Below are 15,906 nucleotides of genomic sequence, written 5' to 3'. Positions count from 1 at the left end.
ACCGCCCTGTTTTAACAGGGTTTTTATTTTTCTAAAAACATTCAAAACTTCCCTATTCTCTTTCCAAATCCAACCCGATTCAATACTAAGGCCGTCTGAAAGAGTATTTCAGACGGCCTTTTGAATTTGACCCTCGCTTTAATTTATATTGTTGGCGCTTGTTTTTTGGTATGATGTTTCCTTGATTCTTTTATATCAGCCTCGAGTTTGCTATGTCTGTCTATACCAGTGTTTCCGACGCTCAAATGCGTGACTTCCTTCTGCAATATGATTTGGGAGATTTTGTTTCTTTGCAGGGGATTGCTCAAGGAATTACTAATAGTAATTATTTTTTGACTACTTCAACCGGTCGTTATGTATTGACTGTTTTTGAGGTTTTGAAATCAGAAGAACTGCCTTTCTTTCTAGAACTAAACCAGCATTTGAGTCTGAATGGTGTTGCCTGCGCCGCTCCGATTGCTCGTAAAGATGGCGGACTGCATTCTATTTTGGCCGGAAAACCGGCTTGTTTGGTTACTTGTTTGAATGGTTCTGATACTGGCTGGCCAACTGAAGCTCAATGCTTCCATACCGGTGCTATGCTGGCCAAAATGCATTTAGCCGGCCAAGACTTTCCTTTAAAAATGAAAAATCCTCGTTATGATGACTGGTGGCACGATGCCTGCACTCAGTTGCTGCCTGTTTTAGATTCTGAGGATGCTGCACTGCTTCAATCTGAAATTGCAGCTTTAGATGAAAATCTAGGAGAGCATTTACCTTCCGGTATTATCCATGCCGATTTATTTAAGGACAACGTATTGCTTAATGGAGATGAAGTTTCCGGCTTTATCGACTTCTATTATGCGTGTAACGGTAATTTCATGTACGACCTGGCAATTGCGGTTAACGATTGGGCACGAACAGCTGATAACAAATTAGACCCTGTCCTTTATGATGCCTTTATCCATGGCTATGAAAGCGTACGTCCATTATCTGATGAAGAACACGCGTATTTTCCTACTGCACAAAGAGCCGGATGTATTCGTTTCTGGGTATCTCGCCTACTTGATTTCCATTTCCCTCAATCAGGAGAAATGACGTTTATTAAAGATCCAAATGCATTTAGAGATCTATTATTGAGTTTTAAATAATATAATAGATAAAAGGCCGTCTGAAATTCAGACGGCCTTTTATCTAATGCCCTCCCCCGCCGGAACCGCTAAACGGAGGTCTTGCCAGCCAAATAATGGGAATCATACTGATGAATATGATACTGCCTGCCAAGAAGATTTCATTTGAGCCAATAATAAAGCCTTGTTGGGAAATAGTACTATTTATCGTAGCCAGGGCTTGCTCTTTGCTCAGGCCATTGGCCATCATGCCTTGAATAGATTGGTTGCTGATTGAGGACAATGAATTAATATGTTCGGTCAGCTGAGTATGGTGCAGAGCTTCGCGCCGTTCCCACATGGTGCTGACAACGGACACTCCGACACCGCCCATAAAGACTCGCAAGAAATTAGACAAGCTACTGGCCGAGGCAATTTGGTTGCCCTTCATATGTGATAAGGTGATACTGGTCAGGGGCAGGAAGAACATGGCTACGCCTAAACCCTGCCAAAACTGTGGCCAAACGACGTTGCTCATATCCATGCCGGCATAGAAGTCGGTTCGCCAATGGAATGTATAGGCAAACACCAAGAAGCTGGCACTGACAAACAGGCGCATATCGACGCGATTGCCAAACTTACCAATAATCGGCGACAGAATAATCGGCAGAAAACCTACCGGTGCAGCAGCCAAACCAGCCCAAGTAGCGGTATAGTCGAGATTTGATTGCAACACCAAAGGCAGCAAGGTCAATGTACCCATATACACCATAAAGCCCAAGGATGTCGCAACAACGCCTATCGTAAAGTTTCTATTTCTAAACAATGACAAATCGACAATCGGGTATTCCTCGCCCAGCTCCCAAACAATAAAATAGGTCAGGAACACCAAAGCGGTAACGCCCAAAACGATAATCTCTCCCGAGGCAAACCAGTCCAATTCCTTACCTCTATCAAGCATCATTTGCAATGCGCCGACACCGACAATCATCAACACCAGCCCGACATAATCGATTGGCACCCTGACGATTTCAGTTTCCCTGTGTCGAAGCTGCTTCCAAGCAATAGTTGCAGACAAAATCCCGATCGGGATATTGATAAAGAAAATCCATCCCCAATGCCAATTGTCTGAAATCCAACCGCCTAAAATCGGCCCCAACACAGGGGCAACAACGACGGTCATCGCCCATAAGGCCAGCGCCAATGTTCGTTTTTCAGGCGGATAAGAAGCCATCAACAGGCTTTGGGACAAGGGAATCAATGGCCCGGCGATGAAGCCTTGCAATACACGGAAAAAAACCAAGGCTTGAAGATTATGTGCAATGCCACACAGCCATGACGTTACGACAAACCCGATCACAGCGGCGATAAAGATTTTGACCTCGCCGAACCGCTTGGCCAAAAAACCTGTCAAGGGAACAGAGATGGCATTGGCTACGGCAAATGAGGTAATCACCCAAGTTCCCTGCGTGGTAGCCGCACCCAAATCCCCTGCAATAACAGGCACGGCGACGTTGGCGATGGTGCTGTCCAAGACTTCCATAAATACGGCCAAGCTGAGCGCCAAAGTTGCCAACACCAGCTTAAACCCTTGTAAAGGCGGATAATTCATATTTATAAACTATAAGACAACCGCCAAAGCGGTCGATTGAAGAGAATCAATATTTCAGACGGCCTGAGCCTTCAATAAAAGACTCAGGCCGTCTGAAAAGATTATTTTGCGTATTGCTCGAAGATTTTATCGACTAAAGCATCGGCAGCTTTCCAATCCACACTTTCCGTTTCCGGCAAGGCAGTATTTCGTTCTGCTTCGGCAGTCATGGCTTTACCGCTGCCCTTCTCGGCAATATCGACTTTAACAGTCATCGACAAACCGACACGGAGCGGATTTTGTTGCAATTCTTTAGCATCCAAACTGATACGCACCGGCACACGTTGCACAACTTTAATCCAGTTGCCCGTTGCATTTTGCGCCGGCAGTAATGAGAACGCACTGCCCGTACCTGCCGACAAGCCCATTACCTTGCCATGGTAAACCACTTTACTGCCGTACAAATCGGCTGTCATTTCAACAGGCTGTCCGATTTTCATTTTGCGCAGTTGCGATTCTTTAAAGTTGGCATCCACCCACAATTCAGACAGAGGCACAACGGCCATCATCGGCGTACCTTGCGCGATACGTTGGCCGACTTGGACATTGCGTTTGGCAATTTGGCCGCTGATCGGCGAACGGATTTGCGTACGTTGCAGATTCAGCCAAGCGTCTTTGATGTGGCTGATGGCCGTCTGAACTACCGGTTGTTGGCGCAAAGGAATATTGCTGCCCAACGCTGCCTGAGCAGAAACTTCTTCCGCCTCAACCGCTTTCAATGCAGCCTGAGCCTGAACCACAGCGGCGCGAGCATGGCTGAGTTCTTCACCGGAAACCGCTTCCGTCCCCGCCAAAGATTCGCGGCGGCGCAAATCGGCTTGCGCACGGGCCAAATCGGCTTTACGCAACAACACTTGTGCTTTGGCTTTTGAATTGACCGCAGTTTGCTGTTTGTTTTGACGGATGGCCTGAATCAATTCATTTTGCGCGCGATCGTATGCCAGCTGAAAATCGCTGTCGTCCAAAGCCACCAAAACATCGCCTTTTTTCACGACATCCGTATCGTCATACATGACTTTGCGCACCGTGCCGTTCACCTGCGGCGTAATCATCACCAAATGACCGGCCACATAAGCATCTTCCGTTTCTTCTTCATGCTGCCAAAACAGGAAATACGCCAAAGCAACTCCTGCTGCCGCAATAAGGAATAGAAGCGTAACGATAACCAAATTGCGTTTGCGATGCGTTTTAGCGCCGGAAGCGACTACTTCCGTTTCTTTTTGGACATTATTTTTTTCTGATTGAGTATCCATAAGTCCTAACTTTAATTCTGCACATGTGATAACGATATTAGTGTCTTGTCGGGCAGCTGACTTATATCATCAGTCCCCAATACGCGCGTTTAACGCGCTAAAGAGTCATATTCTATAGTTACACTCTATTCATTACAATAATTTCTTCCGGTAGCAAATGTAAATCAGGTAAGGAAAAGGCCGTCTGAAATCCCTTTCAGACGGCCTGCCGTTTTAATCAAACGTTTATTTCTTATTTAACTTAAAACCTCCGCCCAATTGGGCATTGAGATTACTCCAAGCTGTCAGATATTCTGCATGATATTGAACCGCCGACATTTTCGTACGCACAGCTTCGTCTTGTTTTTGCAAAGCGGTCAAACCGTTATCCAAGCCTGCACGAACGCGTCCTTTCGCATTTTGTACAGATTTATCCGCGATATTGACCATCTTGTTCCAAGTATCTTGTCGGCTTTTCAGGCTTTGGTAGTCGACTACGGCATCTGCCGCCGAACGCATGGCATTCAAAACAGTTTGGTCATACACGGCAACCTGCTCGTTATATTGGGCACGTTTGCCCGCCAATTTGGACTGCAGCGCGCCGGAAGTAAACAATGGCAGATTCAAAGCCGGAACGATGCCCAACATACCGGATGTCCGTCCGCGAATCAGATTGAACGCATCAATATGCGTCATGCCTGCCAAAACTTTCAACTCAATATTCGGATAAAACTCTGCTTCGGTTGATTTGACGATATGCCATTTCTCTTCAAGCAAGGCTTTTTGTGCCGCGATATCGGGGCGGGCCGCCAGCAAGTCCGCTTCAATACGGTTAACCGGCAATGACGGCACAGCGGCCATTTTTTCCGGAACCTGTCCATTTAATGCACCCGGTACACGGCCGGTCAATACTGCCAGACTGTTGCGGATTTTCTCGTTTTTCTGAGTCCATGCCGATTTTTCAAGCTGCAATTGTTGTTGCGCCATTTCCAGAGCGTGCAACGCATCGGCGGGTGCCAGCTGCGCCTTAACACGTTGTTGCATCAGTTTTAATGCTTTATCCGCCAGCTCTATACGCGCATCCAGCAGCGCCAGTTGTTCTGTCGCCATCTGCCACGCAAAATATTGGGCGGCAACGGCGTGAGCCAACTCGGTGCGGATATGATGTGCTTCATACACCGCAGCCCTGCTTTTTCCCAAAACAGCTTGAATCTGCTCTCGGTTTTTACCCCAAAAGTCGAAAACCAAGCTGCCTTGTAAGGCTGCGTTCGCCAAAACCAATGTATGGTCGGTATCAACCATACCGGCTTGAGGCTTGGGTGAAACATAAGCGCCCAGACCTGTAACACCCAAACCGACTTGCGGTTTGTTTGCGGCCCCTACAACGCCCAGCTGCGCCTGAGCCTGCTCAAACCTTGCCTTGACGACACGCAGATTGGTAGACGTCTGAATGGCGGAAGCAATCAAATTGTTTAATTTTTTATCTTTCAGCTTCATCCACCAGCCGTCTTGGGCAGTAGAGGCAGATTGGCCTTGCGGCAGCGGATAGGCTGTTGTCTCATCCAAAGGCGACTGTTTGCCGAACGGCGCACATGCCGCCAACAGCGAAACAGCGGCAACGCATACGCTTGATTTGACCAAACCTAATTTCATACAGACTCCGTTTATGTGTGCCTGCCGCAGACCATCAGGCCGTCTGTTGTCAATTGCCCAAACGGTTCAACAGTTTACCCAACAGGTGTTGCAGCGTATCATAATCCTCTTTCGTGAAATCTTCCCACGCTTGGCCGCTCTGACGGGCAATTTGCGGCCATACTTTGTGGATAAAGGTCTCACCCGAAGGAGTCAATTTTAGCACAATCTGACGACGGTCTTTTTGATTGATATAACGCTCTACCCAACCGCGCTCAACCATGTCGTCCGACAGGCGTGTCGCACTGGTGCGCGTCAAGTCCATCAGGTCGCTCAAGCGTGAAGGCAGGATTTCGCTGTTTGGGCTGACGTAAACCGCCATCAGGGAAAACCACAGGTTTTCATTGATGCCGAACGCTTTTAGGTTTTCGTTCAAATGGCTGCTCAAACGTTCGGTTACGATGCGCAACATGCGGGATACTTGGTTTTGCTGCTCCGGAAACTGCGGCAGACGGGTAGAAAGCAAACGCATTGCGTTGACTAATTCGGTTTGTGAAAAACTCATAAATTCCTTCTTTCTGAGTGAGTTATTTTATTCGATATCAATCAAAATAAAATATGATGTAATAATTTACTTTAAGATACCAATTACTTACTTTAAGACGTTATACTAATTCAGATGATTATTTTAGTGTATGAAAATCTGATAATCGGTTACATGATCCTACTAAACGGATTTTTCTATGCCTAAATCATGAAAAATCGACCCTAAAAAAGGCCGTCTGAAACCTTGATTTCATCTTTCAGACGGCCCCGATGACAGATTAAAATAAGCTTTTCCACTTGTACCGGATTCAAACCATGAACACTTCCGCCTTTTTCCCCCACATTACCCTTATCGGTGTCGGTTTAATCGGCGGTTCGTTCATGCTCGACCTCAAACGCTTAGGACTGGTGCAAACCGTCACCGGCATCGACACCAATGCCGACAACCTCAATTACGCACACGAATGCGGCATCATTGACCATGCCTATCCGAATATTTGCGCCGAAAGCATCGGCAATGCTGATTTGGTTTTGATTGCCACGCCGGTCTCCGTCCTGCCTGACGTATGCCGCGACATCAAGCCCTTCTTAAAAGAAACAGCCTGCGTTTCCGATGTCGGCAGCACCAAACAATCGGCACTCAATGCCTTCCGCACCCACTTGTCCGAGCGCCTGCCGCAATGTTTTGCCGCCCACCCGATTGCCGGCTCGGATCAAAGCGGGGCAAAATCCGCGCGTTGCGGCTTGTTTCAAAACAGCCGCCTTATCATTACGCTACACGGTCAAGAAGCTTCAGACGGCCTGAGACGGCTGAAAAGCCTGTGGCAGGCGGTTGGTTCGCAAATTTCGACCATGAGCGCCGAAGAACACGACAATATTTTTGCCGCCGTTTCCCACTTGCCGCACTTGGCTGCCTTTGCCTATGTCCACGCTTTGGTTGACCATCCGCACGGCAAAGACTATCTCCCCTATGCCGCCACCGGCTTTCGCGACTTTACCCGCATTGCCTCCAGCCACCCTGCCGTCTGGACAGACATCTGCCTGGCCAACCGCCCTGCCCTGCTCAAACTGACCGGCGACTTGAAAGAACAATTATCCAAATTGGAACAGCTCCTTTCAGACGGCAACAAAACCGAGCTTTACCGCTATTTTGAAGAAGCCGCACAAATGCGTAATGACTGGCTGAAAAACCGTTAAACCTGTTTTCAGACGGCCTGAAACCTTCTCGGCCAAACCTTCATCACAATAAAAAGGGCATCTGTTTAGATGCCCTTTTTGGTTTCTTACGACTTTAACCAACGTTTCACTCAGTCTTTCAAACGGAACTCAGCCGCTCTGGCATGCGCGGTCAAACTTTCGCCATGCGCCAACACGCTGGCGGTTTTGCCCAACTTCTGCGCGCCTTGTTCTGAAACCTGAATCAAACTGGAGCGTTTTTGGAAATCATACGTTCCCAAAGGAGAAGAGAAACGCGCCGTGCGGCTGGTCGGCAAAACGTGGTTGGGGCCAGCGCAATAGTCGCCCAGGCTTTCACTGGTATAGCGTCCCATGAAAATCGCGCCGGCATGGCGGATTTTTTTCGCCCACTCTTGCGGATTCTCAACCGACAATTCCAAGTGTTCGGGAGAAATATAGTTGGCGATTTTGCAGGCTTCGTCCAAGTCTTTAGCCAAAATCATTGCGCCGCGGTTGCCCAATGAAGCTTCAATAATCGCACGGCGCGGCATGGTTTCAATCAGGCGGTTCATGGCCGTCTGAACTTCGTCCAAATACGCTTGGGAAGTACCGATCAAAATCGCTTGTGCAATTTCATCGTGTTCCGCCTGACTGAACAAATCCATGGCCACCCAATCGGCAGGCGTCGTGCCATCGGCAATCACCAAAATTTCAGACGGCCCTGCCACCATATCAATGCCGACCACGCCGAACACACGACGTTTGGCCGCAGCGACAAAAGCATTGCCCGGGCCGGTAATCTTATCGACTTGAGGTACCGATTCCGTACCATAAGCCAAAGCCGCAACCGCCTGCGCGCCGCCGACCGTAAACACTTTGGTTACACCGGCCACAAAAGCAGCCGCCAACACAATATCGTTGCGCTCGCCTTTCGGAGTGGGAACAACCATGATGATTTCTTTCACGCCGGCAACGTGGGCGGGCATGGCATTCATAATGACGGAACTGGGATAAGCGGCTTTGCCGCCCGGAACATAAATACCGACACGGTCAAGCGGCGTAATCTGTTGACCCAAAAGCGTGCCGTCTTCGTCTTCGTAAGTCCACGACTCCATTTTTTGGTGTTTATGGTAGCTTTCCACCCGTCTCGCGGCCGTTTTCAAGGCCGTCTGAATGTTTTCAGGCAAACGCCCAAACGCAGACTGCAAATCGTCTTGCGTCAGGATTAAATCGTCAATGGTTTGTGCGGATGTACCGTCAAAGCGGTTGGTGTATTCAATCAACGCCGCATCGCCGCGTTTTTGAACATCGGCGCAGATGTCGGCAACAATACGGTCGATTTCAGGATTTTGCGCGGTTTCAAAAGCGAGTAATGCTTTGAGTTCGGCTTGAAAATCAGGGGATTGGGTGTCGAGTTTCTTCATGGTTTGCTCTCTTCCTTGTTTCGTTCCTATTGTTTTCAGACGGCCTCAGCCACACACATGCCGTCTGAACATTATCTTTTCAAAAAACCTTTTTTCTGCAAAAACGCCAACATATGCGGCCGCACAGGATTGCCCAAGGTTTTGGCCAGCGATTCCTTCCAAGGTATCGGACTTCCCTTGCGTAACTCATAATAATCCGCCACTGCCTGATTATAGGCTTCAACCGCCTCGGCATTCAGGCTCGGACAAGCGTTTTCGGCATAGACCATTTCCTTAGGTAGGCGCGGTTTGAGCGGCGGGTCTTGGTCGGGATAACCGAGACACAACCCCACCAAAGGCACGCAATAATCCGGCAGGTTCAATACATCCGACACTTTTTGCGCATCATTGCGCAGCGCGCCAATATACACGCCGCCCAGCCCAAGTGATTCGGCGGCAAGCAATACGTTTGCGCCATAATGCCTGCATCGACCGTGCCAATCAGGGTGACTTCCGCCCAATCAATTTGCGCATCGGGAAACATTGCCTTGTGTTTGGAAAAATCGATGCAAAACAGTAAAAATTCCGCACAATGGACAATATAAGGCGCGCTTCCTGCCGCTTCATGTATCCCCTGCCTCAGCGCAAGGTCGGATACGCGGATGATGGAAACGCATTGCAGATTATTGGAAGTCGAAGCCTGCTGACTGGCGCAAACCAGCGTATCGAGGATTTCATCGGCAATCGGCTCGGAAGTAAACCTGCGGATGGAACGATGGGAAAGAATCGTATCGAGTGTCGGTTTGCTTTGCATCATGACGGGGCTTTCAAACTGGGTTGGCAGACAGGTTTTGCCAAAAACTTTTCAGACGGCCTTGGCGGCACTTTCAAATGCCTGAATAATCGGATTCAACAGCGCATATTTGGTTTTCAAGGCCGCCTTGTTGACCACCAAGCGGCTGGAAATATCAGCCACATGTTCCACAGCTTCCAAACCATTGGCTTTCAAAGTATTGCCGCTGGAAACCAAATCGACAATCGCATCGCTCAAACCGACCAAAGGCGCAAGCTCCATCGAGCCGTACAGCTTGATGATGTCCACATGCACACCCTTGTCGGCAAAGTGTTCGGCGGCGATGTCGGGATATTTGGTAGCAATCCGCAAGCGGCTGCCGGGTTTGGACGCAGCGGCGTAATCAAAACCTTTTTTCACCGCAACCATCATGCGGCATGAGGCGATGTGCAAATCCAAAGGTTGATACAGGCCATCTCCGCCATGCTCGATCAGCACGTCCTTACCGGCAATACCGAAATCCGCCGCACCATATTGCACATAAGTCGGCACATCGGTCGCGCGCACAATCACCAGACGGATGTTGTCATGATTGGTGCCAATAATCAGCTTGCGCGATTTTTCCGGCTCTTCTGCAGGCACAATACCGGCGGCGGCCAACAGCGGCAGGGTTTCCTCAAAAATTCGCCCCTTGGATAAAGCAATCGTTAAAAGTGTGTCGGTCATTTTTTTCTTCTCCTTTGCCGTATCAAAAACAAGAAGGCCGTCTGAAATCCACAACCCATTTCAGACGGCCCCAACTACGGTTTTACAATAAAGTTTTCACATCAGCCGCAATCGTTTCCGGCTCGCTGCCATAAGGCGAGAAAATCGCCACTTCGCCGTTTTTATCAATCAAATATGCACCTGAAGAGTGGTCGACCAAATAGTTTTCGCTGTCTTCTTTTTGGTTAACTTTAGCCGATACCACACGGTATTGCTGTTTGATGACAGGCAGGCTTTGATCGCCGGTAGCCGTCAGGCCGATAAAATCAGGGTGGAACTGTTTGGCGTATTTGCCGATTACTTCAGGCGTATCGCGCTCCGGGTCGATGCTGACAAATACTACTTTCACGTCTTTAGCCTGATCGCCCAATTGTTTCAAAGTATCGCTGTAAGTCAGCAACTCGGTCGGGCATACGTCAGGACAGTGGGTATAACCGAAAGACAGGATAACCACTTTGCCTTTCAAGTCGCTCAGGCTGAAAGGTTTGCCGTCGCCATCGGTCAATGTGAAGTCGCCGCCAATATCTTCTTTGCGCATATCGGTACCACGCGCTTGCACTTTGGGTGCAGACTCACCGGAAGCAGCAGGCGCAGCAGAAGTGGCAGGTGTCGAAGAAGCCTCTTTGGCCTCTTCTTTAGGCTGACAAGCAGCCAGAGCAGCCAACGCAAAAGCACTGAGTAGGAAAGTTCGTGTAACGGAAAGCATAAATTTTCTCCAAAACCGTTTCAAATAAGTAAGGCCAAACAACCGCCCGGCCGATATAAAAACAAAACATCTTCATATTAACGCGTTTGACACATTAAATGTAGCCCTTTTTGCAGATAAATACTGCTTTTTTTGTTTTAAAAATCTGCCTTCCATTTAGATAGCCATCAAACACAAAAAGTTTAATTCATTAAAAATCAAACAAATATAAAAATAATCCAATTTTTTTTTCAATTACTGCTTTACAAGATTCGAGAACTCGCTATAATGACGACTTCTTCGCTAGCCCAGGTGGCGAAATTGGTAGACGCAGGGGACTCAAAATCCCCCGCCGCAAGGTGTGTCGGTTCGAGTCCGACCCTGGGCACCAAATTTAAAAAACCTCTTGATTCGGTCAAGAGGTTTTTTGCTATTCTTTGTTTGCAAAATTTGCAAAAACCTTCTCCTTACTCAAACTGTCAACAATCCACCCACATCAAGCTCAATAAAACCGTTTTTTTATTTCTTTAAAATCAAACGATAATCTATTTTCACTCCTTAAACGTTAAAAGATGAAAGATTTTGTCTTGCTTGTACAGTCGGATTGCGTTATCGTTTCTACTCTTTTTCACAAACTCTGTGTTTCTTTCCAATTGCTTGGATAGTCTGACTGTCATCGTATTCCCTCAGTGCGCGTACCCTAAATCGCTGCTTGGTGGAATTGCATTACAGGTGCTGTGGTGAGGCGGATTGTTCCTATTGGTTTGAAACCATATAAAAGAGGTCAATATGCAATTATCTGGCGCACAAATCATCGTGCAAAGTCTCAAAGCCGAAGGTGTCGAGTATGTTTTCGGCTATCCGGGCGGCGCGGTTATCGAAATCTACGATGCCCTTTTCCAACTCAATAAATTCAAGCACATCCTGGTTCGCCACGAGCAGGCTGCCGTACATGCGGCAGATGCCTATGCCCGTGTCAGCGGCAAAGTCGGCGTTGCCTTGGTGACTTCCGGCCCGGGCGTGACCAATGCCCTGACCGGTATCGCCACTGCTTACAGTGACTCCATTCCGTTGGTAGTCATCAGCGGCCAGGTGGGCAACTCCCTTATCGGGACAGACGCATTCCAAGAAGTGGATACAGTCGGCATTACCCGCCCTTGTGTCAAACACAATTTCTTGGTGACCAATATTGCTGAGTTGGCAGATACCATCAAAAAAGCTTTCCAAATCGCCGCAAGCGGCCGTCCGGGTCCCGTTGTTGTCGATGTTCCTAAAGATGTCACCCAAGCAATGGCTAAATTCAGCTATCCGCAAGAAGACATCTTCATCCGCTCTTACCAACCAGTTGTACAAGGCCACATCGGTCAAATCAAAAAAGCCGTACAAATGCTGGCTTCCGCCAAACGCCCTATTGTTTACTTCGGCGGCGGCGTGATTTTAGGTAATGCCTCTGAGGAAATGACCAAATTCGTCCGCATGATCGGCGCTCCTTGTACCGGTACATTGATGGGCTTGGGTGCATACCCTTCCAGCGACCGCCAATTCTTGGGCATGCTGGGTATGCACGGTACTTATGAAGCCAACCTCGCCATGCAAAATGCAGACGTTGTACTGGCAATCGGTGCGCGCTTCGATGACCGCGTGATTTCCGTACCGTCCAAATTCTTTGAAAAAGCCAAAAAAATTATTCATATTGACGTTGACCCGTCCAGCATTGCCAAACGCGTCAAAGTGGATATCCCGATTGTCGGCGACGTGAAAAACGTATTGTCCGAAATGATTCAATTGTGGGGCAAGCAAGAATCTGCACCTGCAGCCGACTCATTGGATAAATGGTGGAAAAGCATTGAAGAATGGCGTTCGCGCAACTGCCTGTGGTTTGATAATGAAAGCGAAATCATCAAACCGCAATACGTCATTCAAAAACTGGCAGAAATCACCAATAATTCTGCCATCATTACTTCCGACGTCGGTCAACACCAAATGTTTACCGCCCAATATTACCCATTCGAGCGTCCTCGCCAATGGCTCAATTCCGGCGGTTTAGGCACAATGGGCGTCGGCCTGCCATATGCCATCGGCGCAAAACTGGCTGCTCCTGATCAAGATGTATTCTGTATCACCGGCGAAGGCTCGATTCAGATGAATATCCAAGAGCTGTCGACCTGCTTCCAATACCGCGTTCCGGTTAACGTCGTTACACTGAACAACGGCTACCTCGGCATGGTTCGCCAATGGCAAGAACTTTATTATGGCAACCGTGAATCGGAAACCTATTTCGATTCATTGCCTGATTTTGTCAAACTGGCTGAAGCCTACGGTCATATCGGCATCCGTGTGGACAAGAAATCCGATGTAGAAGGCGCGTTGCTGGAAGCATTAAACCAAAAAGACCGTCTGGTATTCCTCGATTTCTTGACCGATAAGAAACAAAACGTACTGCCTATGGTCGGCAACGGCAAAGGCTTGGACGAGATGGTTCTGCCGCCGCATATGCGCGAAACATTGTCAGCGTAAGGAGAGAAAAATGCGACATATCTTATCTATTCTGATGGAAAACGAATCAGGTGCGATGAGCCGTGTGGTAGGTTTGTTCTCCGCACGCGATTACAATATCGACTCCTTGGCTGTTGCGCCAACCGAAGACAAAACCTTGTCTCGCATGACCATCGTTACTCATGGCGACGAACACGTTATCGAGCAAATCACCAAACAACTCAACAAACTGATTGAAGTTATCAAAGTGGTTGACTTGAACGAAAGCCGTTTTGTCGAACGCGAACTGATGTTGGTAAAAGTCCGCGCCGTCGGCAAAGACCGCGACGAATTCCTACGATTGACCGAAATCTACCGCGGCAGTGTTATTGATGTAACAGACCGCAGCTACACCATCGAAATCACAGGTTCCACCGAAAAACTCGACTCTTTCCTCGAAACAGTCGGTCGCGCCCAAATTTTGGAAACCGTACGCACAGGCGCAGCCGGTATCGGTCGTGGCGAGCGCATTTTGAAAATTTAACGCTGTATCGTTCAGACGGCCTTTTACTTTCAACAAAGGCCGTCTGAAAAACAGTAGGAGACAAATATGTCAAGCATCCAAATCGTTGCATTAGTTACCGTCAAACCCGAATACACCGAGGCTCTGGCTGCCCAATTTAAAGAATTGGTCAAAGCCAGCCGTGCAGAAGAAGGCAACATCAGCTACGACCTGCACCAAGAAATCGGCAAACCCAACCGTTTCGTATTCGTAGAAAGCTGGAAATCCCAAGCAGCTATTGATGAGCACAATGCCAGCGAACATTTCCAAAACTTCGTCAAATCCATCGAAGGAAAAACCGAAGCATTGGAAATCGTCTTGATGAACCAAGTCCCTGCCTAATCCCCTATTACTTTTAACTCAACCCGGATTATCCGGAACCCTCTTACACTAAGGAAATAAAATGCAAGTTTATTACGATAAAGACGCTAACCTTTCTCTGATCAAAGGCAAAACCGTTGCCATCATCGGCTACGGTTCACAAGGTCACGCACACGCAGCAAACCTGAAAGATTCCGGCGTAAATGTCGTAATCGGTCTGCGCCAAGGCAGCTCTTGGAAAAAAGCCGAAGCAGCCGGCCACGACGTGCGCACCGTTGCTGAAGCAACTAAAGCAGCCGACGTTGTAATGATTCTGTTGCCTGACGAAAACCAACCTATCGTATACAAAAACGAAATCGATCCTAACTTGAAAGAAGGCGCAGTATTGGCGTTCGCTCACGGCTTCAACGTACACTACAACCAAATCGTACCTCGCGCCGACCTTGACGTTATCATGATCGCCCCTAAAGGCCCAGGCCACACCGTACGCAGCGAATTCCTGAAAGGCGGCGGCGTACCTTCCTTGATCGCCGTTTACCAAGATAAAAGCGGCAAAGCCAAAGACATCGCCCTGTCTTACGCAGCAGCCAACGGCGGCACTAAAGGCGGCGTAATCGAAACCAACTTCCGCGAAGAAACCGAAACCGACCTGTTTGGCGAACAAGCCGTATTGTGCGGTGGCGCAGTTGAATTGGTGAAATGCGGCTTTGAAACTTTGGTTGAAGCCGGTTACGCTCCAGAAATGGCCTACTTCGAATGTCTGCACGAGCTGAAACTGATCGTTGACCTGATGTACGAAGGCGGTATTGCCAACATGAACTACTCCATTTCCAACAATGCCGAATACGGTGAATACGTTACCGGCCCTGAAGTAGTGACTCCTGCAACCAAAGCTGCGATGAAAAAAGCGCTATACCGCATTCAAAGCGGCGAATATGCGAAAATGTTCATCCAAGAAGGCGCAACCAACTACGCCAGCATGACTGCCCGTCGCCGTCTGAACGCCGACCACCAAATTGAAAAAGTGGGTGCACAACTGCGTTCTATGATGCCTTGGATCGCTAAAAACAAACTGGTTGACCAAGACAAAAACTAATCTGTCTTTCAAGCAAATGAAACCTGCCTGATTACTCAGGCAGGTTTTTTTATAATTTTAAAACCCAATACACTATAAACCTCACTCAACAAGGCCGTCTGAAGACAATATAAACAACATTTACCCCCAACCTCTATAAACTGTCTTTCATGATTCTCCTAAAATTTCCTTTTAAAAAAACATATTACGAAATAAACGACTATTTTCTATACCTACTCTGTCTGCAAAAAACAACGTTTCCCAACAAAAATACGCCTAAAACAAGAGGAAAATTTGTTTTCTTAAGCCATAACCTTTATATTATGGTCATGGAATCGTTGAAACAGAACGATATCGTAATAAGAAGAACGAATGCTCGCTTCTTCACACTTAAAAAAGGAAAACAGCAATGAAAAAATCCCTGATTGCCCTGACTCTGGCTGCCCTGCCTGTTGCAGCTATGGCTGACGTAACTCTGTACGGTCAAATTAAAGCTGGCGTA

At 48.0% G+C, this 15,906-nt stretch carries 13 protein-coding genes, 1 tRNA gene and 1 pseudogene; 7 read left to right on the top strand and 8 right to left on the bottom strand.

Translation table 11 applies throughout. The features are described from left to right. Positions 1 to 212: 212 nt before the first annotated feature. On the top strand, positions 213 to 1,130 hold the full coding sequence (gene thrB, locus HMPREF3047_RS00660; protein WP_070583361.1) for a homoserine kinase: 918 nt from the start codon (positions 213 to 215) through the stop codon (positions 1,128 to 1,130). Positions 1,131 to 1,173: 43 nt separating this feature from the next. On the opposite strand, the gene HMPREF3047_RS00655 is transcribed toward thrB, so the two are convergent. The 4 genes from HMPREF3047_RS00655 to HMPREF3047_RS00640 form a co-directional block, all read right to left on the bottom strand. After that, a complete protein-coding gene (locus tag HMPREF3047_RS00655; RefSeq protein ID WP_070711899.1) occupies positions 1,174 to 2,700 on the bottom strand; it encodes a DHA2 family efflux MFS transporter permease subunit in 1,527 nt (508 codons plus the stop codon). Between the two features lie 101 nt (positions 2,701 to 2,801). After that, complete coding sequence (locus tag HMPREF3047_RS00650; protein WP_070711897.1) at positions 2,802 to 3,992, bottom strand: HlyD/EmrA/EmrK family protein; 1,191 nt, start codon at positions 3,990 to 3,992, stop codon at positions 2,802 to 2,804. 225 nt (positions 3,993 to 4,217) lie between these two features. Further along, positions 4,218 to 5,624 carry an efflux transporter outer membrane subunit gene (locus tag HMPREF3047_RS00645; RefSeq protein ID WP_070711895.1) on the bottom strand — a complete coding sequence of 469 codons (1,407 nt, stop codon included), beginning with the start codon at positions 5,622 to 5,624 and terminating at the stop codon, positions 4,218 to 4,220. A 49-nt stretch (positions 5,625 to 5,673) separates the two neighbouring features. Then, positions 5,674 to 6,168: a MarR family transcriptional regulator gene (locus HMPREF3047_RS00640; RefSeq protein WP_070711893.1), complete on the bottom strand. Its 495-nt coding sequence runs from the start codon at positions 6,166 to 6,168 to the stop codon at positions 5,674 to 5,676. A 296-nt stretch (positions 6,169 to 6,464) separates the two neighbouring features. Between HMPREF3047_RS00640 and HMPREF3047_RS00635 the strand changes: the two genes are divergently transcribed. Beyond that, complete coding sequence (locus HMPREF3047_RS00635; RefSeq protein WP_070711891.1) at positions 6,465 to 7,346, top strand: prephenate dehydrogenase; 882 nt, start codon at positions 6,465 to 6,467, stop codon at positions 7,344 to 7,346. 110 nt (positions 7,347 to 7,456) lie between these two features. Here the strand turns inward: HMPREF3047_RS00635 and hisD are convergent, their stop codons facing one another. The 4 genes and pseudogenes from hisD to HMPREF3047_RS00615 form a co-directional block, all read right to left on the bottom strand. Then, positions 7,457 to 8,749 carry a histidinol dehydrogenase gene (hisD, locus tag HMPREF3047_RS00630; RefSeq protein ID WP_070711888.1) on the bottom strand — a complete coding sequence of 431 codons (1,293 nt, stop codon included), beginning with the start codon at positions 8,747 to 8,749 and terminating at the stop codon, positions 7,457 to 7,459. 71 nt (positions 8,750 to 8,820) lie between these two features. Next, positions 8,821 to 9,545, bottom strand: a pseudogene (gene nfsA, locus HMPREF3047_RS11660) (oxygen-insensitive NADPH nitroreductase). A 48-nt stretch (positions 9,546 to 9,593) separates the two neighbouring features. Beyond that, a complete protein-coding gene (gene hisG / locus HMPREF3047_RS00620; RefSeq protein ID WP_070711886.1) occupies positions 9,594 to 10,247 on the bottom strand; it encodes an ATP phosphoribosyltransferase in 654 nt (217 codons plus the stop codon). A gap of 82 nt (positions 10,248 to 10,329) precedes the next feature. Further along, positions 10,330 to 10,992 carry an SCO family protein gene (locus tag HMPREF3047_RS00615; RefSeq protein ID WP_070583489.1) on the bottom strand — a complete coding sequence of 221 codons (663 nt, stop codon included), beginning with the start codon at positions 10,990 to 10,992 and terminating at the stop codon, positions 10,330 to 10,332. Between the two features lie 285 nt (positions 10,993 to 11,277). Here HMPREF3047_RS00615 and HMPREF3047_RS00610 point away from each other — a divergent pair. The 5 genes from HMPREF3047_RS00610 (at position 11,278) to ilvC (ending at position 15,425) form a co-directional block, all read left to right on the top strand. Next, positions 11,278 to 11,362 (top strand) — tRNA-Leu (locus HMPREF3047_RS00610). A 398-nt stretch (positions 11,363 to 11,760) separates the two neighbouring features. Beyond that, positions 11,761 to 13,488 (top strand): biosynthetic-type acetolactate synthase large subunit, encoded by a 1,728-nt coding sequence (ilvB, locus tag HMPREF3047_RS00605; protein ID WP_070711885.1) that lies wholly within the window; start codon positions 11,761 to 11,763, stop codon positions 13,486 to 13,488. Between the two features lie 10 nt (positions 13,489 to 13,498). After that, positions 13,499 to 13,990: an acetolactate synthase small subunit gene (gene ilvN, locus HMPREF3047_RS00600; protein ID WP_003685820.1), complete on the top strand. Its 492-nt coding sequence runs from the start codon at positions 13,499 to 13,501 to the stop codon at positions 13,988 to 13,990. A gap of 66 nt (positions 13,991 to 14,056) precedes the next feature. After that, a complete protein-coding gene (locus HMPREF3047_RS00595) occupies positions 14,057 to 14,350 on the top strand; it encodes a putative quinol monooxygenase (protein WP_070583491.1) in 294 nt (97 codons plus the stop codon). A 61-nt stretch (positions 14,351 to 14,411) separates the two neighbouring features. Next, the gene (gene ilvC / locus HMPREF3047_RS00590; RefSeq protein ID WP_070711883.1) at positions 14,412 to 15,425 is read left to right on the top strand and encodes a ketol-acid reductoisomerase; all 1,014 of its coding nucleotides are present in this window, start codon (positions 14,412 to 14,414) and stop codon (positions 15,423 to 15,425) included. Positions 15,426 to 15,906 lie beyond the last annotated feature (481 nt).

This window comes from Neisseria sp. HMSC075C10, from assembly GCF_001815615.1.
GTDB classification, from domain to species: domain Bacteria; phylum Pseudomonadota; class Gammaproteobacteria; order Burkholderiales; family Neisseriaceae; genus Neisseria; species Neisseria subflava_A.
The sequence above is the reverse complement of the archived record's forward strand: the minus strand, read 5'-3'. Positions and strand labels throughout refer to the sequence as shown.